Raw genomic sequence first — 18894 nt, 5'->3', positions numbered from 1 at the left:
AGCATCATCAGTCCTTCCTAAAGTAATAACCTACGCCCCATTTTGTCTCAATCATTGGTCCCTTTGTTTTAATATCCTTTAACTTTTCCCTTAGGTTTTTCACATGCACGTCTATGGTTCGTGTATCATAACAGGGCTCTCCCCAAACAAGCTGAAAAATTTCTTCTCGGCCAAATACCCTTCCTTTGTTTCTAATGAGTAGTACCAAAATATCAAATTCCTTGGGTGTCAGATTAATCACTTCTTCTCCCCGATTGACAGTACGAGATCCGATGTCTACCATTAGATCCCTAAACTGGTATTCATCTTTTTTAACTTCACCTTTTTCTTGCCTTCGTATCAATGTTCGCATTCTAGCAATTAACTCTCGGGTATTAAAGGGCTTCGTCATATAGTCATCGGCCCCTAATTCTAATCCTAAAATTTTATCAATATCTCCGTCCTTTGCGGTTAACATAATAATAAAGACGTCCGACTGCTGCCGTATTCGATTGCAGAGAGTGATGCCATCAATTTTAGGTAGCATCAAATCTAGTATAATAAAATCAAAGCTTCCACTTTCAAAAACTCTGAGGGCTTCTTCACCATCATAGGCCACGGATACATCAAAGCCCTCTTGTTCGAAGCTCTTTCTCAAGCCCTTCACCAGTAGCTTTTCATCATCAATGATGAGTACTTTCATCGTCTTCACTCCCTCTAGGTTTCCAATACATAAATAATATGAAACCATGATTTCCCATTGTATTGACAAAGAAAAGGAGAAACTACGCTTCTCCCCCTCTGTACTCTATCTGCTTTATTTAATTACCTCTAACATATATTCTATGATCTCTTCTAGCTTTTTATGACTCTCTTCTAATGTTTTTTCTTGAACTGCTCCATATACTTTCAGCTTGGGTTCAGTTCCTGAAGGTCTCAATGTAATCCAAGCATTTCCCTCTAGTTTCAGTTTGAGAACATTGGATGGTGGTAACATCATGGTCTCCACTTTTCCAGTTACCATGTCTTTTCTTTGCTGTAATAGATAATCCTCTAGGATTAAGACTTTGCGGTCACCGACTTTTTTAATTGGCTGACTTCTCAGCTTTTCTATTATGCTTTGGATTTTTTCCAAACCTTCTTTTCCCTTGAGGGTAATGGATTTTAACCCTTCAGCAAAATATCCATATTCCTCATAAAGAGCTAAGAGCCCGTCATATAGGTTCATGTCTTTCTCTCTATAGCTGGCCGCCATTTCACAAATCAGCATGGCCGCAACCACAGCATCCTTATCTCTGGCATAGGTTCCTTTTAAGTATCCATAGCTCTCCTCATATCCAAAAATAAATGCTCCCTTCCCCGTTGACTCAAATCCCTTTATTTGTTCTGCAATGAACTTAAATCCAGTTAGGGTGTTCAGCATCTCTACACCGTAATTGGCTGCAATCTTGGTTCCCATCTCACTTGTCACTATGGTTTTTATGATTTTACCGTCTACAGGAATTTCATTCTTATCCTTCAAATTATCCAAGATATAATGTATTAAAAGGGCTCCGGTTTGATTTCCTGTCAGTACAATGTATTGGCCTGTTTTATTTTTGACCACGGCTCCCACACGATCCCCATCTGGATCCGTTCCAATGATTAAATCAGCCCCTTCTTTTTCAGCCAGTTCAATTGCCAAGGCAAAGGCCTCTCGTTCTTCTGGGTTTGGAGATTTCACCGTTGAAAAGTTAGGATCTGGACATTCCTGCTCTGGTACCACAATCACTTGTTCAAAGCCTACTTCCTTCAATACCTGTCGGATATGTAAATTAGCCGTTCCGTGTAATGGCGTGAAGATCACCTTGAAATCCTTTCCCTCTTTTTTGATGAGATCAGGTCGTAGGCATTGGGCCTTCACTTCCTCTATATAGAGATCATCCATTTCCTTTCCCAATTCATGATAAAGCCCATAAAATTCAGCTTCCTTTTGTTCGATCCGTTTGATGGTATTAAAGTCTGGTATTTGATCAATGGCGTCTATTATCTTTGTTGCTAGGAATGTATTAATTTGAGCCCCATCATCCCAATACACTTTGTAGCCATTATAATCTGGTGGGTTGTGGCTGGCAGTGATGACAATTCCAGCAGTAGCTTTACATTGTCTCACCGCAAAGGAAAGCTCTGGCGTAGGTCGTAGATCCTCAAAAACATAGGCTTTAATACCGTTGGCTGCTAAGACTAAGGCTGCTTCCTGGGTAAATTCCTTTGAAAAATGACGACAATCATAGGCAATGACAACCCCACCTGCCATGGCATCCTTCCCCTGGGTTTTAATATGGTCCGCTAAGCCCTGTGTGACCCTTCTGACAGTATAAATATTCATGCGATTGGTTCCAGCTCCAATAATTCCCCTGAGTCCTGCTGTTCCAAACTCTAGGTTTTTATAAAAGCGATCCTCAATCTCCTTTGCATTGCCTTTGATTTCCTGTAATTCCTTACGTGTTTCTTCTCCAAAATAAGGATCTGTTAACCACGTTTCATAGTTTCGAATTGTATGTAAATCCATCCTAATTTCCCCCTATCTTTTTATTTATTATCATTTATCTTTTTCTTCAGTATCATGTCCCTATCAGTGTATCTAATCAAATTCAACAAAAATTCCAAAATCCCTTCTACCATTTTTCAGTTTAACCCATAATCAGTTACGCAATACGATCATTAGCATAATAGCGTAACAAAAAAACTTCGAGAGATCTCAAAGTTTTTTTGTTACGCTATTTATCGTCTTCATATTATAATTCATAAATAATGTCTTCGATTACTAGTGTGTACTCCTTTGTCAGGTCAGATAACCAAGGTTTAACCTCTTGGCCATTTTCCCTAAGTATCTTGACAATGGGTCGTAAATAAAAGGGACTATTTACATCTTCCACAACTCCCTTTAAACTATTGCTTAGCTTCACAAGGGTGCCAATGGGATATGGGTTTACCTTTTGCACAAAGGCCTTCACCATTTTGATATCAAAAAGACTACCACCAGATCCCATGATATATTCTAAGGCTTCATTAACAGGTAATGCTCTTCGATAATGACGATTCGAAATCAATGCATCATAAACGTCTGCAACCGCCGTGATTTTAGAAAATGTATGGATTTCTTTGTCCTTAAGCTTAAAGGGATATCCTGTTCCATCCACTCTCTCTTGATGCTGCAAACTCACAATTCGTGCCACAGCAGATAATTCCGTATGCTCCTTTAAAAATGAAAACCCTCGATTGGTATGCTCCTGAATAATTTTATATTCTTCTTGGCTTAAGGCCCCGGGCTTTTTCAAAATATCCTCAGGTACAAAAATTTTTCCGATGTCATGTAGCATGGACCCCGCTGCCAAATCATATATCTGGTTTCGATTTAAATCCATCCCCACTCCCAATAAGACAGCATGAAGCATGACATTCACCGAATGAGAATAAGTATAACTATCAATATTTTTAATATCAATTAGATTCATGACTAAATCCTTTTGATTAAAAATATCATCCACCACAGATTTCATCAGCTGATTTAAGTCTACAATGTTTTTTTCCATCTCCCGTTGTTGTCCCTTGGTCTGCTTTCCATCTCGTCCAGCAACCAATGCTAGTTGCCTAAATGTACTAATGGCTCGCTGTCTTACCTCTGGTCTAATGATGTCCTCTATTTCTTGGTCACTAATGTTATCTAGTATGTAAATTGAGTAAAAACCCGCTCGTTTGATTTTATCAACAATTCCTGGTGTTAGTCTAGCACCTCTAGACAGTAGTACTTGTCCACTAGGACTTAAAAGCGGCTGTGCCAAAAAACTACCTTCCGTTACATATTCAATGGGTACATATCTCACCTATGGTCCCTCCTACACAAAACCCTATCCTAATAGGAACAGTATTAAATATATTATTCATTGCTTCATTATATATTACCTGCCGAAATTTAGCAAATATACTGTTTTCATAGGATGGACCCTTGTTTAAAGGCATGCAAGACTACTATTCTGCTTGTTCTTCTTATTCTTCTTGCTCTTCTTCTTCAACCAGCTCGAAAAAAGCTTGAGATACGGCATCAAACTCAGCATCATCTTCAATATTAAATAGTTCAAGGCCCTCATCATCCTCTTTGAACTCGTATAACAATACATCTTGATCTTCATCACTTTTTCCCTCTTCTTTTGGAAGCAGGGCAATGTATTCTTTTTCTCCTACGTCAAATACCATTAAAACTGTACAAGCTAGTTCTTTGTTGTCATCAAGCATTAAATAAAGGGTTCTAGGCTCCTCATGATCATGGTCATGGTTACAATTCTCATGGTCATGTTCATGATTACAAGGCTCATGGTCATGTTCATGATGATGGTGATGTCCACCTCCGCAGCAATTTCCTTTTCCATTATGTTCTTGAGTCATATTCATTCTCCTTTTTCAAAATATTTATTTACCACTACTCTATTATAAACTTTATTCTGCTTAAATATAAGGGGTAACGCCCAAACTCTTTTAATACCCTCAACTTTTTTACCCCAGTAGGATTTGGCTATATTCACCTGAAACAATTGTATACACCCTGTTCCTATGGTATATTACATATAGAGCAAACCGCTTTATTTAGATGTGGAGGTGACATATTGAACACAATAGCCAACTTTTTTAACAAAGTTAAGAAACTACCGATTCATTTATTGGTTTTATTTTTATTATTAATTTATGCGCCTATTTTCTTGAACTTATTTTTTATTTATAATCGTACATTGGATACAGTGTCTGAAGAAAAGCTTGAAACCATGGAACAAACCCTTTTTCAGGTGTCTCAATCCATTGACTTGAACTTACATGATATTCAGCAGCTAGCACATCAGTTCACGAAACAACTAGGTGTACAAAAGGGGTTCCAAGAATTTTCTAATATAGGCCTTTCTTATCGTCAAAATTTTGTTACTTTTATTGAAAGAAAGTCATTAGAAATCAGCGAAAGTAGCTATTTAGTCGACAGCTCCTTTGCCATTTCTGCTGAGGGGCTACTCATTAAATCTGACACAGCCTTACATTTTGATGAAACAGTGTTTTTAACAGATCCAAACTATGAATATATGCGAGACGCTAGTAGGCAAGAGAATTGGCACTATGTTGAAGCCGGTTCCCTGTTTAACAGTTTGGACCAAGAGCATGTTTTATTTATGATGGAACCCATCTACCCCATATCAGGAGATTCAGTCATCGGTTATTTTTTTATTATCATTGATCAGGAAGCTTTTACATCTCTTTATGCTGATATCTCCCTAGGTTCCTCTAGTGAAATTTTACTTTATCAAGAGCCTACTCTCCCTCTATTTACTTCTTCCCTAAAGAAGTTGCCAGGGGAAGTATGGGATGCTTTCTCTAGTCATGCTTCACATGGGGTCATGGAGGTTGATTTAAATCAAATTCCCCATGCCATTGCCTATTCACCGGTTAGGGAGATGGATGCCATTTTAATAGGCACCGTACCTGCTGATGAGTTAATTGTTTCTACCCAAAGAGGCCTGCGTAGCAGTTTTCGTCTTCTTGCCTTTGTTAGTCTATTGTCGGGACTCTGGATTATTATGACATTCATTGTCTTTTCTAAGCTGGCAAGTGAAAAAGAAGTAACCCATTATCGTTTAACACTTACAGAACAGATGAATGAAAGACTTCGCATGTATAAGCATGATTTCTCAAATCATTTACAAATTATCCAAGGTCTTTTAGAACTAGACCATCCTACCCATGCCTTAGATTATGTGAAAACAGTAGGTAGAGAGGGTAAGCTGATCCATGGTCAGTATGAAATTGGTATCCCTGAAATCGAGTCCACTCTTTTTAATGCCATTACCACTGCCAGACAATCTGGTATTGAGGTGGAGGTTCACTCTGTGAAGCTAGAGGAAGTTCCCTCTGTCTCTTTATATGCCCTTACTAAAATCCTAACCAATCTCTTGAAAAATGCCATTGAAGCTTTAGAGAGCGTTGAGGCATCACAAAAAAAATTAACAGTTAATATTCGAAAAGAACTTGATGACATCGTTTTTGAAGTCATTAATAACGTCCCTCTTATTGATGACAATTTAGCAAATCAAATCTTCCAGAAGGGATTTACCACTAAAGAAACCGGCAGTGGCTTAGGCCTACATATTGTTCATAATCTGGTTCAGCAAAACAATGGTCTCTTTTCCTTTAAACGAAGTGCCCAAGGGAATCACTTTACTGTCAGTTTTACACAAAAGGGCTAATAAAGTATCGGAGATTATGATGGCTTTTCAATAGTCTATTGTCTTCCTTTTTCTCTTAACTTAATCGGTGTAAAGCCACTGCCAATTCAGCCCCTATTTTGGCATTGTTAAAGACTAATTCAATATTTGACTCTAGGCTTTTACCCTCTGTTATTTCTTTTATTTTAGTTAATAGAAATGGCGTTGTTTCCTTCCCCTGGATTCCCTTTGCCGCGGCTTCTTGTACTGCCTCATCAATGGCTTGGGTGATTAGTGCCTCGTCCATGGCATAGGCCTCTGGTATTGGATTGGCAACCACAACACCGCCCTTTAGATCTAAGTCCCACTTTGCCTTCAGTGCACGGGCCAGTTCCTCAACGTTTGCCACAGCGTAGTCCACTCCATAGCCACTTTTTCTTGTATAAAAGGCTGGGAAATCTTCAGTTTGATAGCCTACGATTGGCACACCATGGGTTTCTAACACTTCTAATGTCAATCCGATGTCTAAAATTGATTTTACCCCAGCACATACCACTGCCACATTTGTTTGGGCTAGTTCCATTAAATCCGCAGAAATATCTAATGTTTCTTGGGCCCCTCGATGAACCCCTCCAATGCCACCGGTTACGAAGACCTTTATCCCTGCTAGGGCTGCTATAATCATGGTGGAAGCCACTGTGGTGGCACCATTCAATTCCTTTGCAATAATAAGGGGTAAGTCTCGGCGACTGGCCTTAACAACATCCTTGGACTGACCTAAAAACATCAGTTCTTCTTCTGTTAGTCCTACCTTAATCTTTCCCTTTACTATTGCGATGGTGGCTGGCACAGCACCACCTTCTCTGATCATGTCTTCCACCTTTTTTGCCGTCTCAACATTTTGGGGATAGGGCATTCCATGGGAGATAATGGTGGACTCTAGGGCAACGATGGGTCGCCCCTCTGCTATTGCTTTTTTAACCTCAGGGGCATATTCTAAATATTTCTCTACATTTTTCATTGCTTCACTCCTTAAAAATATTTTTCAGTGACGTTTTCTTTATTAATTAAAACAACTGATTGGACACTCATTTCTTGATTAACCGTATTTTGTGACGCAGCCGTTAGGGCACCACAGCCCATTGCCCACAACACCTTTTCCCTTAGACTTTTGTTTTCTATGGTTCCATAAATCAATCCTGCTACAAATGCATCCCCAGCCCCAGTTGTACTAACCACTGGGATTTCAGGACTTGAAAGCTGTCCATAATTCTCACCATCATGATAAAATGCACCTTTGTTTCCTAAAGAGATCACCACTTCTTGAACCCCTTTAGCCAACAAAGCCTCTGCTCCTTTTTTCAGATCTGCATCATTTTCAATCTGATGTCCAGTGAGCATTTCTAACTCCATTACATTGGGTTTAATCGTGTGAAAGCACCCAACCAAATCCTTTACCTTCTCAGCCTTGGCAATGGAGACTGTATCTAAAAACAAAGGAATGCCCTCCCGCTCTGCCACACCGATGATATATTCAATCGCATTCCTTGTTAAATTAGTATCCACTACAATGACTTTTGCATGGGCTAACACATGTCTCTTTTCTTCTAAAAATCCCGGACTTAGTCTTTCAAATATATCCATCTGGGAAAGGGCTAAATTCATCTCACCAGCCTCATCCAAAAGCGCTAAATAAACCCCAGAGCTTTCTCCTTCTAGTATGAGACTATGGTCTACCCTCACCCCACCGGCTCTACTTTCTATTAAAATTTGATCTCCATAAGCATCTTTTCCCAGGGCTGTAATCAGCTGTGTTTGGATCTGCAAGAGAGAAAGGTTATGGGCAATATTTCTTCCCACCCCACCAACAGACATTTCCACCTGGCCTGGGTTGGAGGTTCTCTCAATCAGCTTCTCTATTGGCTTGCCCTGTATGTCAATGTTGGCTCCTCCAATTACACACACATAGGGTTCTTGAGATACCACATACCCCTTTCCCAATACAATCCCTTTTTTCATCAAGTTTGTAATATGAGCTGCCACGGAAGATCTGGCAATCCCTAGTTCCATTGCTAGTTTTTGCTGAGAGATCATCGGATCCCTTTGGATTTTTTCTACTATTTCTTTCTCCCGTTCAGTACAGTTTTTTTTCACGTTTCCACCAACCTTTGTTTATTTTTTAAACTTATGTTTATAATTATTGTAACTCATCTTTCTATTTTCCGCAAGTCACAAACAAAATATAGCTAGAATTCACAGAGGTTTTCCTCTAGTGAATTCTAGCTATATTTAGTATCATCAGATCAAAACACCCTTAACCCTATAACCGTTCCCATATTCCTACACATATTTCACTCCTAATTTTTCGAGCTCCAATACCAAACGATCCCAAATCCAGTTAGAAATAATAGAACAATGCCAATGCTCAATGAACTGGGGAGTAAAGCCCTTGATGAAGCCACAATCAGTCCTGCAAAAAAGTAAGATACTTGATTACGATATCTTTCATATAGCTTTTCCAGAATATTAATCAAGAGAAATAACCCCATCAGTGCACCGGTAGCGAAGATCAGTAGGTTGATCATATCTAGTTCTTTAATATAAAATAGCATACTGTCATAGATCCCCAACATAATGAGGACAGAGCTTCCGGGAACCCCTGGAATAATCATGGCTGCACTAGATAGTGCTCCTCCCAATAGGAGTATTGCCCAACTCACTTCCTCCATGGTTCCTGAAACACCTATGGGTTCAGCTCCCACATAAAACCCAACCACCAATCCAATAGCAAGAGCGATAAACTCCTTCTGATGCATACGACTAGAGCCCTTTAAAACACTCCTAATGGAGGCTAAGAGGCATCCTAGCAAGAACGTCGCCGTTGCATCTCGATAGCTCTCAAAAAATAATGCAAAAGCCATGCCTCCCACAAATATCCCTACCACCATGGCAGCAATTAATGACATGTAGGGTTTGATATTTAACTTAGCAAAGTCTTTAACCATTTGCTCATAAAATCCAAAAATCAGAAAAACCGTTCCACCGCTCATGCCTGGTAGAACAATGACAAACCCTAATATCAGTCCTTGTACAATTCTTTCCATGTTTTCCTCCTATTGCCCCGTTGATGCTTCTATATTTAATATAGCACATTTTTCTTATCCTTTGCAAAGCTCCTCAATCTATTCTGTTATTCTTAATAAATTTAAGATCTACTTAATATCTTTTTTTAATGATTCCTTCTGTTAATATCATTTTTATCTAATCCAATTCTGACTAAAAGGTTATCTGAAAACACACTAAATTCAACTTATTTTACGGTATAATTCAGAAAAAAGAGAATAGGATAATAGTACAAGCATCTATTATCATTTATCATGGGATTCTATCAATATGGGGGTTTTGAAATGCTCGTACATCCTTTTCATGAATTTGTTTTTAGCTCAAAAAGTACAATTCACAAAGGTGTGGAATTATTAAACAAAGGAAACCTTCCCTTTTTTCCTGTGGTTGATTCAAAGAATCGTTACATGGGCGTCTTTGACCAAAACTCCCTTATCAAGATTATTACCCAAGGTATTCCATTAAATCTAGAGGTGGAACTGGTGATAAATCAGAATTTCCCAACTGTCTTTGAAAGCAATATTTCTAACTCATCGGGTCACCACTTGAGTCCCTATACAATTGTGTTAAATGATGGTTTTGAAATTGCTGGATTTATTAACACTTCAGGAAGCAATGACTTTCTTAGTTTAATTACCACACCCTTTTTTGATTACTTTATTAATTCCATATCCGATGCAGTCTTAATTTGTGACCATGATTCCATTGTTAAGAAAATTAATAAAGCTTATACCCATTTAACTGGTGTCTCACCCAATGGAATCGAAGGAAAAAAAGTAAATTCCGTAAGAAAGGGTGCTCAAATTTCTCATGCGGTTAATACAGGGGTTGCCATGAAAAATATTTATCGTCAGGAAGGGGACAGAGAATATTTTGTGGATCTTTATCCTGTTTCTGTAGGTGGAAAAATTTTAGGAGGTGTTGTGTTAGCCAAAGATATCACTGAAATACAACATCTTACAAAAAAGGTAAACCAGTGGAAAACACAATTTTCTAAATTGAAAAGTAGTGTGGCCTCTCATCACAAAGCAGCTAAAACCTTCGATGACATTATCGCTAAAAGTCCTGCCATGAAAAGCTGCATTACCCTAGGTAAAAAGGTTGCCAATAGTGATACTAACATACTCATCCGAGGAGAAAGTGGCACTGGGAAGGATATATTTTCACAAGCCATCCATAACTACAGCTATCGTAAAAACCACCCCTTTGTGGCCATCAACTGTGCGTCCATTTCTCCTACTTTGATTTTGAGTGAGCTTTTTGGCTATGAAGACGGTGCCTTTACCGGTGCCTCTAAGGGTGGGAAAATCGGGTTATTTGAATTAGCTAATAAGGGAACCCTTTTTCTTGATGAAATTGGTGATATGGATTTAGATCTACAATCTAAATTACTTCGGGCCCTTGAAAATGGTGCAATCACTCGAGTTGGGGGATCCACCACAATAAAAGTAAATGTTCGTGTCATCGCTGCAACTAATGTTGATCTAGAAGAAAAAATCAGAAAAAATGAGTTTCGTTCTGACTTATATTTCCGATTGAATATCATACCAATCCGCCTTCCGCCTCTGCGGGATCGGAAGGAAGAAATACCTTATTTAGTTGAAGCCCTTCTTGTGGGATTAAGTGCAAGTTTACATAAGCGTTTGATCATTACACCCGAAACTGTGACATCTTTAAAGCACTATCATTGGCCTGGTAATATAAGAGAGCTTCAAAATGTATTGGTTTTTGCTGCTACTATGATCGATGAAGATGTGATCACAATTGATTGTCTACCCAAAAAAATCAAAGAGCGCATCTTGGATCATGCTGTTCCTCCTCAGCCCCCCCATGAGCCACGGTCTTTCATCACTCCCCTAAGAGAATCTCAAAGCGAATTAGAAAAGGATAAAATTTCTAAGGGTCTATTGGAATATGGGGCAACGGTCCAGGGAAAGAAAAAAGTTGCTCAACTGCTTGGGATCTCCTTGGCAACACTCTATAATAAAATAAACCAATATGGTATCAATAAAAAACGCTTCAGATGATGATCTGAAGCGTTTTCATAATTAATTATGCTTTACATGATTCTAATATTTAAACTCATTGAGTTCATGAGAAGAAACATCAAAGGTTAATCCATTGTTTGGCAAGGCCTCTGTTCTAAAATACCCTGGCAAATCATTTGTTTCCTTACCTAATCCCGCCTTTTCATTAAAGGCTACCTCTGTCCTCAATATTTTACGACCCTCTTCTAGCAGGCCGCCTACAGAGATTTCCTTTCCTGTGAAGCTAGACGTTAAGGAAGCGAATGTAGCCATGTTTTCCTCCACGGGACCGACAAAAATACAAACCCCTAATATGTCACATACCATTGAAATAATTTGTAGTTTTTTAGATAATTCCGTCTGTCCCTGTGGGTCCTTACAGTCGATTCCACCTCTTCCAGGAAGTGCATTGCCAGCTGTATGATCTGCTCCCATGGGTGTTGTCGCATAGGTGACTCCCGTTCCCTTCAGTGTTCTCGGATCATAGGCTGCCATTGTCTGTCCCTTCACTACTGGCACCCTTTCAACCCCTAAAACCCTTCCGGTTAATGCAGCACCGTGTCCTAGTATTTTACCTAGGGTGTCTCCTCCAGTAACAATGCTTAAGATGGACTTTTTCATTGCCTCATAATCTCCAAATTCTAACACACCAGCTTCCATGGCCACACCTAATGCACCACCCATGTCCATGGTATCCAATCCAAGATCGTCACAAATATAATCTAAGGAAGCAATTTCATCTAGATTATTGACACCACAATTAGATCCTAGTAATGCAATGGTTTCATATTCTAATCCAGCTGTGACATATTCTCCTTGGGCATCATGGAAAACATTGGAGCAGCGGATTGCACAACCTCTATGACATGGATGTCCAGTGGTTCCTCCTCTTTCCTGGCATAATTCATGTAGTGTCTCTCCACTAATTTGTCCTGCCTCTTGGTTGTATCCAGTCCTATAATTATTAGTAGGCAGTCCTCCCACTTCATTGATTGCATTGACCAATACCGCAGTGCCATATTTTGTTAAAGCAGCCTTTCCACTGACTAGGCTTTTGGCTAGTTCCTTTGCAGTTTCCCTAAATGCTTCTTGATGAACACCTTTTTTATTCATCTTCTCAGGCTTTTCAATAACGATGGCTTTGATTCCTTTACTTCCCAGAACGGCTCCCAGCCCTCCCCGAGCAGCGTGACGTGTAGGTCTACCCTCTAAATCTGTTGCAGCTAAGCTTGCAATGGTACAGCCTTGCTCTCCCGCCGGTCCAATAGACATAATCCCACAATCAGAGTCATATTCCTGCTTTAATCGATTCATGGTTTCATAGTTTCCTAATCCCTGTAAATCCCCTCTGACTTCAAACTTCACTTCATCCCCATTAATCACTAAAACCCACCAATTTTTTCCACTGGGTTGACCTTCTATCACCAAGGCCTTAATGTCATGACCTGCCAGATATTGACTAATGGTTCCCCCTGCATTACTTTCCTTAATGCCCCCGGTCAATGGACTTTTTGCTCCTACCGATACCCTGCCACTACAAGGTGCCATGCTGCCACTTAATAGTCCAGGGGCAATGATAATTTTGTTATCCCTGCCTAAGGCAAAGGATTTTGGATCTACTTCCTCTGATAAAAGCTTAGAGGTCAACCCCCGTCCCCCTAGGTTTATATATTCTAAAGGGACTTCCTGTGGTATATACTCTAGGGCAGTCATATTAATTCTTAGGATTTTCATATTTTACTTTCCCCCTTTTTGCCAATCAGTGTATCCAAGCTATTGGTCATATATTTATGGGCAGCATCCTGACCGTAATCCTTCTTTGCTTTATAATAGAATATTGCGCCTAGCGCCGCCCATCCACCTACCATGATCCATTCATATGGCCAAACTAAAGCTGCAGGCATTCCTGGTAAAAATAAAATAAGGAAACCAATGCTAAGTACAATAGATGTATATCCTACAAACATGCCGCTATTTACTTTAAAGGGCCGTGGCATATCTGGTTCATTTTTTCTTAATGAAACAAAGGCGATGGACACCAGTAAATAAGCTACCACAATTGCCAATCCACCTGCATCCACCAACCATACTAACATCGGCCGACCTAACAAAGGTGCGAAACAAGAAACAATTCCAATTAGTATAATGGCATTGGTTGGAGTTTTGTACTTAGGATGTAGCTGCCCTAAAAATCCCGGTAACATTTTTGATTTAGCCATGGCATAGATCGCTCTGCTTCCCCCTACATAAAAGGCGTTCCAGCTTGTGAGAATGCCACCGATTCCTCCCAAAACTAATATTTTTCCTCCCCAATCAGTTCTAAAAACTGCTGTCATGGCATCGGCAGTTGACAGGGTGGAGTTGGCCATTTGTGCTGGGGTTAAACTTCTTCCCACTCCCCAAATAATGAGCACATACCAAGCCACTGCCATCACTACGGATAGAATTAATACTTTACCAATTTCATTATAGGGTAAATTGATTTCTTCTACCGCTTGGGGAATGACATTAAATCCCACAAACATTAAGGGTGTCATCACCAATACTGCAAAAATTCCTTTAGATCCATCGATAAACAGAGGGTCCATTAATTCTGTCGATCCATTAAATAAGGCGCCACCCATGAAAAGGATCCCTACAATGGCAATCAGAGCTGTAAAAACCGATTGCATAAAGGCCACAGGTTGAACCCCTAAATAGTTAATATATCCAACAAAAATCGTTCCCATCATCCCCACAAGAACCCATGTCAGGTAAACATCATAACCACTTATGGTCCATAAATATCCCATCTTGTAATTGGGAACTAAATATTCGATAACAGTCGGCAGTGCTACGGCCTCAAAGGCCACAACCGACACATATCCCAAAATAATTGCCCATGTGGCAATAAAGGATGCTCCTGTACCAATCCCTCTAAAAGCAAAGACGTGTTCTCCCCCCACTTGAGGCATAGCGCAAGTCAATTCCGAATAAACCAACCCTACGAAAACAACCATAACTCCCCCTAGCATAAAGGCTAGCATCGCCCCCAATGATCCTGCTGCTTGTATCCATTGTCCTGCTAACACAACCCATCCCCAACCAATCATAGCACCAAAAGCCAATGCAATAACATCTTTTTTAGAAAGTGACTTTGAAAAATCTTGTTGTCCCATACCCTACCTCCTTTAATTATTAGTCTTACAAAAATTTCTTTTATTTATCTCACTATTCCGATAATTACAGAGAGATAAAAGCCTCCCCTGGCTTTTAGCTCTCTACCTATGTTATCCTTTGTTGACCTCTCCAATGACACGATCCATAATATCTAGTCCACGATGCAGGTCTTCTTCACTGATGACTAATGGTGGTAAAATTCGAACGACATTCCCAAGCACTCCAGCTCCCAAGGCAATGACTCCATTTTGCCAGCACTTTGTCACAACTTGACCCGTAGCTTCTTTAGCCGGCTCCTTTGTGACTCTATCCTTAACTAATTCCATGGCACACATTGCTCCAAGGCACCGAACATCACCTATGATGTCATACCTTTCCTTCATTTCTTCAAATCGTTTCTCTATCATTCCGCCAATATAAGTTGCTCTTTCCAGAAGATTCTCTTCCTCAATGATTTCCAATACCTTTAGTGATGCCACACAGCCTAAAGGCGTTCCTGCGAAGGTTCCACCTATTTCACCGGCTCCTGGTGCGTCCATGATCTCTGCTTTACCCACCACACCACTTAATGGAATTCCTGCTGCCATGGATTTGGACATGGTGGTCAGGTCAGGCTTGACATCAAAATGCTCCATTGCAAAAAGCTTTCCTGTTCTCCCAAAACCAGTTTGAATTTCATCTGCAATCAATAGGATGCCATGTTTATCACAAAGCCCTTTAATTTCTTTAAAATAATCCATTGGAGGTATCACAAATCCGCCTTCTCCCTGTACCGGCTCCGCAATAATCCCTGCCACATTATCAGGATCAACTTCACTGGCAAAGAACTTTTCAATACTTTCAACACAGGCAAATCCACATTCAGGATAGCTTGTGTTGTAAGGACATCGATAACAGTTGGCATAGGGCACCTTATAGGTTTCTGGTGCAAAGGGACCAAACCCATGCTTGTAAGGTCTTACCTTACTGGTTAAGGACATGGTCATGAGGGTTCTTCCGTGGAATGCACTATCAAAAGAGATAATACCTTGTTTTCCTGTATACTTACGTGCGATTTTGACAGCATTTTCTACTGCCTCAGCCCCACTATTGGCTAGCATCACCTTTTGGGGTGCTTCCCCTGGTGTTAATTGTGCTAGCTTTTCTGCCAATCTTATGTAGGACTCATAGGGTGCCACATGGAAGCAGGTATGAATAAATTTATCTAATTGATCCTTTAGGGCATTAACCAGTTTCTCTGGACAATGTCCTACGTTTATAACCCCAATGCCACCAGCAAAATCAATTAATTCATTTCCATCTACATCATTAAGTCTAGCTCCCTTAGCACTTTCGGCAAAAAGAGGTGTGACGTTATATGGTCCCCTTGCCACATACTTTTCCCTCAATGCCATTAATTCTTGAGACTTTGCCCCCGGTTTAATTAGTCCACTCATTTCATTTCCCCCTTTGATTTTAATGATTATTGATTAATATCTTAATGTGCTAGTTCTAGACCTTACTTCTCCATTGAGCCTCTCTTCTTAACCATCTTGTTATTTTTTCTTTGCCTGTATAATAATCATCCCTATTCAACCTGTACATGGATTATTCTATTTTGCATTTAGATTTCAATTTCATCTTAACCTCCACAGAAGCAAGAAGGATGCCAAGATATTTATGTAGTGATATAATTCATCTCTTCATGCCTCTCTTTCAATTGTTTTTCCCTTATAGTAGGTTGTTTTCCATTAATTTAGTTTCTATGTACACAAAGGGACATACAGTCCCTTCTCTTAGAATTTCTTAGTTTTTATCCGAAAATAATTTCTAAAATTTTAGAATTCTAGAAATTCAATTCAAACAGTTGGAATTTTTCATCTGTATAATCTACCAGATCTATCCTTTCTTCCTTTTTACACAATCAGAGCTTAATTGACTATCCACCAGCTACATTTCAACGAGTACAGCTTTTAACAAAGTCTTTTCTTTTTCCAAATGTCATCTGGCATTATTTTTGCATAATCAGTTTATATGAACGATGACTCTCTTAAAATGAATGGAGGATTCTTATGTTATCAAAAGAAATCAATAGAGCAGATATACGACAAAAATCTAAGCAAAGACATTTAACGGAAGAAACAAAAAAGTTGATCATTTTTATCGTAATCATGGTTGGTGTCTTTTTATCTTCTTTTATCACACCCCCAGAGGGGCTCGAGTCCCAGGGATTAAGGATGCTCTTTATTGCTTTGGCCGCTGCCATCCTCTGGATGACAGAAGCGATTCCCATTGGCGTCACCGCTCTTGTGATTATCCTCTTGCAGGCACTTTATGGTATTACCCCTCTTACAAACGGCTTAGCTTTAATTGCCCATCCCGTAAATGCTGTTGTACTTGTTGGCTATCTTTTAGCAGGGGCATTGGTAAGCTCTGGTATGGATAAGAGATTAAGTTTAACCATCATTTCTAAGATGGGAGAAAAGACAAGTCGCTTAATGCTAGGAATCATGTTTGTGACGGCCTTTTTATCTATGTGGATGTCCAACACCGCAACAACAGCTATTATGGTCCCCATTGCTGCGGGGATTTTAACCATGGCCGGAGCAAAACCATTAAAAAGTAATTTAGGAAAGGCTTTGTTTATTGGCATTGCTTTTTCCGCCAATATTGGCGGGATGGGTACCCCAACAGGTACCCCTGCCAATCCTATTGCCATTGCCTTACTCCATAGTCTAGCAGGAATTCAGCTTTCCTTTTTAGACTGGATGGTTCGGGCACTGCCCTTGGTCATTGTTTTACTTCCAGTAAGCTGGTTAGTCTTATTGAAGGTTTATCCCTTGGAGATTAAAGTGGTTGAAGGTGGATTGGATGCAGTGAAAAAACAGCTGAAGGATATGGGGCCCCTAAAGAATACAGAGAAGAAGGTGATGATTTTATTTTCATCAGCCATATTCCTATGGCTACTTGACTCTTTTATTCCCCTTCCCAAGGATTGGATCTATATTGTTGCGGTCTTCCTAACCATCATCCTTGTGACGCCAAAGATTGGATTTATGACTTGGAAGCATGCACAGGGACTCATCGGATGGGAGGTTCTCTTTCTTGTTGGAGGCGGCCTCTCTATGGGGGCAGGATTAAAGGCTACGGGTACCATAGATTGGATCGCAGGATTACTCTCTTCAAGCCTGGGCCAGATGCCCGAAGGCCTTGCCATGGCAGTTATTACTGCGGCAACAGGCTTAGGAATTACAGTCTTTTGTAGTCTTTCTGGTACAGCCACTACCTTCGTTCCCATTGCCATCGTCCTGGCTTTAAACTTTGGATGGGATCCCATTGCCTTTGCAGTGGCCGCAGGACTTGCTAGTTCCTTCGCCTTCCTACTCCCTGCTAATGCTGCTCCCAATGCTGTGGCCTATGGATCCGGATACTTTAAGACCTTAGATATGTTTAAGGCCGGCGCAATCATGATTATCTTTTCCATCGTGATTCAGGGTGTTTTATCTGGATTTGTTTTACCTTTTATTTTTTAGGTGTTTTAACAAAAAATAAAGGAAACCCCATTACAAAAGGGGTTTCCTTTATTTTTATTGCGTTATTTTCAATTATTTTTTCATTTAAGGAACCAACCAAATATTTTTAAAAAATATTAAGAACATATGTTCTGATTTATGTTATAATGATTGCATAGAATTTTCATATTGTGCCACTAAATTACAAAATTACAAAAGGAGGTGTGATTCTTTGGCATCATCAATCTATCACTATTTAAAAAACCAGCATGAAATTGCTTGCCTGTTGCCGGTTTACGAACTTCATTCCGGTAATTGTACCAAGGTGATTTTTAGTAATCAACAAGAATTATTACTCAAACAGTCCATCGACACCGTTTTAAATTCAATTGCTCGTTATTATGCCATTGACCTTAAATCATTGAGAACGCAACAGCAAAAACGATTAAATTGTACGTATTATGTTCCATTACCCTTAGCAAAAAATTTATTGCTTTTTCCTGTAAAAACCAGAATCCCACGGATTCGGAGGGACCCAGCCTATGGCTATGTTAATTATTTTCAAGTTAAAAAAATCGATAACGTAAAGCCTGTTATCCACTTAAATTACCACAAAATCCACTGCCTAAGCTGTCGTCACACAATAATGAAGCGTTATCATCAGGCGCAGTTGATAGACAAGCTTCAGGAAAGTCCCCAGCTTCATCACAATCAATCTAAGGTAATTCATGAGGAACCTGCCATGTATTATTCCACTACTACAAATGCAGATTATCAAAAATTGGCCCATAGATTTGATATGATAGTGGAGGTTCTACTGTATGTCTTGATTTCTATATCTCAAAAAAACGAATAATCTAGTTTAGTTTATGATTATTTTTTATGCATTAAAAA

Annotated in this window: 14 protein-coding genes; 4 read left to right on the top strand and 10 right to left on the bottom strand. The window is 39.6% G+C overall.

Annotated elements, in window-relative coordinates:
* Positions 1-7: 7 nt before the first annotated feature.
* The 4 genes from AMET_RS03525 to AMET_RS03510 all read right to left on the bottom strand — a co-directional run bounded on the left by AMET_RS03525 (position 8) and on the right by AMET_RS03510 (position 4404).
* Positions 8-682 (bottom strand): response regulator transcription factor, encoded by a 675-nt coding sequence (locus AMET_RS03525; RefSeq protein WP_041721354.1) that lies wholly within the window; start codon positions 680-682, stop codon positions 8-10.
* A 114-nt stretch (positions 683-796) separates the two neighbouring features.
* Entirely contained in the window at positions 797-2530 is a 1734-nt protein-coding gene (locus tag AMET_RS03520; RefSeq protein WP_012061975.1) for a phospho-sugar mutase, read from the bottom strand.
* 226 nt (positions 2531-2756) lie between these two features.
* The gene (locus AMET_RS03515) at positions 2757-3845 is read right to left on the bottom strand and encodes an HD-GYP domain-containing protein (RefSeq protein ID WP_012061974.1); all 1089 of its coding nucleotides are present in this window, start codon (positions 3843-3845) and stop codon (positions 2757-2759) included.
* 163 nt (positions 3846-4008) lie between these two features.
* The gene (locus tag AMET_RS03510; protein WP_012061973.1) at positions 4009-4404 is read right to left on the bottom strand and encodes a DUF1292 domain-containing protein; all 396 of its coding nucleotides are present in this window, start codon (positions 4402-4404) and stop codon (positions 4009-4011) included.
* Positions 4405-4622: 218 nt separating this feature from the next.
* Between AMET_RS03510 and AMET_RS03505 the strand changes: the two genes are divergently transcribed.
* Entirely contained in the window at positions 4623-6242 is a 1620-nt protein-coding gene (locus AMET_RS03505) for a sensor histidine kinase (RefSeq protein ID WP_012061972.1), read from the top strand.
* A gap of 55 nt (positions 6243-6297) precedes the next feature.
* Here AMET_RS03505 and AMET_RS03500 read toward each other — a convergent pair whose 3' ends face one another.
* From AMET_RS03500 to AMET_RS03490, 3 genes are all read right to left on the bottom strand, one after another.
* A complete protein-coding gene (locus AMET_RS03500; RefSeq protein WP_012061971.1) occupies positions 6298-7221 on the bottom strand; it encodes a pseudouridine-5'-phosphate glycosidase in 924 nt (307 codons plus the stop codon).
* Positions 7222-7232: 11 nt separating this feature from the next.
* On the bottom strand, positions 7233-8354 hold the full coding sequence (locus AMET_RS03495; RefSeq protein ID WP_012061970.1) for a PfkB family carbohydrate kinase: 1122 nt from the start codon (positions 8352-8354) through the stop codon (positions 7233-7235).
* A 203-nt stretch (positions 8355-8557) separates the two neighbouring features.
* Positions 8558-9304: an undecaprenyl phosphate translocase family protein gene (locus tag AMET_RS03490; protein ID WP_012061969.1), complete on the bottom strand. Its 747-nt coding sequence runs from the start codon at positions 9302-9304 to the stop codon at positions 8558-8560.
* A gap of 303 nt (positions 9305-9607) precedes the next feature.
* Here AMET_RS03490 and AMET_RS03485 point away from each other — a divergent pair, with 303 nt between their 5' ends.
* A complete protein-coding gene (locus AMET_RS03485) occupies positions 9608-11350 on the top strand; it encodes a sigma-54 interaction domain-containing protein (protein ID WP_012061968.1) in 1743 nt (580 codons plus the stop codon).
* 42 nt (positions 11351-11392) lie between these two features.
* On the opposite strand, the gene AMET_RS03480 is transcribed toward AMET_RS03485, so the two are convergent.
* The 3 genes from AMET_RS03480 to gabT form a co-directional block, all read right to left on the bottom strand.
* The gene (locus tag AMET_RS03480; RefSeq protein ID WP_012061967.1) at positions 11393-13084 is read right to left on the bottom strand and encodes an aldehyde ferredoxin oxidoreductase C-terminal domain-containing protein; all 1692 of its coding nucleotides are present in this window, start codon (positions 13082-13084) and stop codon (positions 11393-11395) included.
* The gene (locus AMET_RS03475; protein WP_012061966.1) at positions 13081-14508 is read right to left on the bottom strand and encodes an APC family permease; all 1428 of its coding nucleotides are present in this window, start codon (positions 14506-14508) and stop codon (positions 13081-13083) included. Before AMET_RS03475 ends, AMET_RS03480 begins: the two co-directional genes overlap by 4 nt.
* A gap of 111 nt (positions 14509-14619) precedes the next feature.
* A complete protein-coding gene (gene gabT, locus AMET_RS03470; RefSeq protein ID WP_012061965.1) occupies positions 14620-15945 on the bottom strand; it encodes a 4-aminobutyrate--2-oxoglutarate transaminase in 1326 nt (441 codons plus the stop codon).
* A 615-nt stretch (positions 15946-16560) separates the two neighbouring features.
* On the opposite strand from gabT, the gene AMET_RS03465 reads away from it, so the two are divergent.
* Positions 16561-18021, top strand: coding sequence for an SLC13 family permease (locus AMET_RS03465; RefSeq protein ID WP_012061964.1), 1461 nt, complete (start codon positions 16561-16563; stop codon positions 18019-18021).
* Positions 18022-18232: 211 nt separating this feature from the next.
* Positions 18233-18856 (top strand): hypothetical protein, encoded by a 624-nt coding sequence (locus tag AMET_RS24095; protein WP_012061963.1) that lies wholly within the window; start codon positions 18233-18235, stop codon positions 18854-18856.
* Positions 18857-18894 lie beyond the last annotated feature (38 nt).

The sequence above is a fragment of the Alkaliphilus metalliredigens QYMF genome, assembly GCF_000016985.1.
GTDB lineage: Bacteria > Bacillota > Clostridia > Peptostreptococcales > Natronincolaceae > Alkaliphilus_A > Alkaliphilus_A metalliredigens.
Note: the sequence above shows the minus strand (reverse complement) of the source record. Positions and strands in the feature narration are given on the sequence as shown.

Coding starts and splice junctions, on each gene's coding strand:
- AMET_RS03525 (WP_041721354.1), bottom strand. CDS start 682: ATGAAAGTACTCATCATTGATGATGAAAAGCTACTGGTGAAGGGCTTG.
- AMET_RS03520 (WP_012061975.1), bottom strand. CDS start 2,530: ATGGATTTACATACAATTCGAAACTATGAAACGTGGTTAACAGATCCT.
- AMET_RS03510 (WP_012061973.1), bottom strand. CDS start 4,404: ATGACTCAAGAACATAATGGAAAAGGAAATTGCTGCGGAGGTGGACAT.
- AMET_RS03500 (WP_012061971.1), bottom strand. CDS start 7,221: ATGAAAAATGTAGAGAAATATTTAGAATATGCCCCTGAGGTTAAAAAA.
- AMET_RS03490 (WP_012061969.1), bottom strand. CDS start 9,304: ATGGAAAGAATTGTACAAGGACTGATATTAGGGTTTGTCATTGTTCTA.
- AMET_RS03485 (WP_012061968.1), top strand. CDS start 9,608: ATGCTCGTACATCCTTTTCATGAATTTGTTTTTAGCTCAAAAAGTACA.
- AMET_RS03480 (WP_012061967.1), bottom strand. CDS start 13,084: ATGAAAATCCTAAGAATTAATATGACTGCCCTAGAGTATATACCACAG.
- AMET_RS03475 (WP_012061966.1), bottom strand. CDS start 14,508: ATGGGACAACAAGATTTTTCAAAGTCACTTTCTAAAAAAGATGTTATT.
- gabT (WP_012061965.1), bottom strand. CDS start 15,945: ATGAGTGGACTAATTAAACCGGGGGCAAAGTCTCAAGAATTAATGGCA.
- AMET_RS03465 (WP_012061964.1), top strand. CDS start 16,561: ATGTTATCAAAAGAAATCAATAGAGCAGATATACGACAAAAATCTAAG.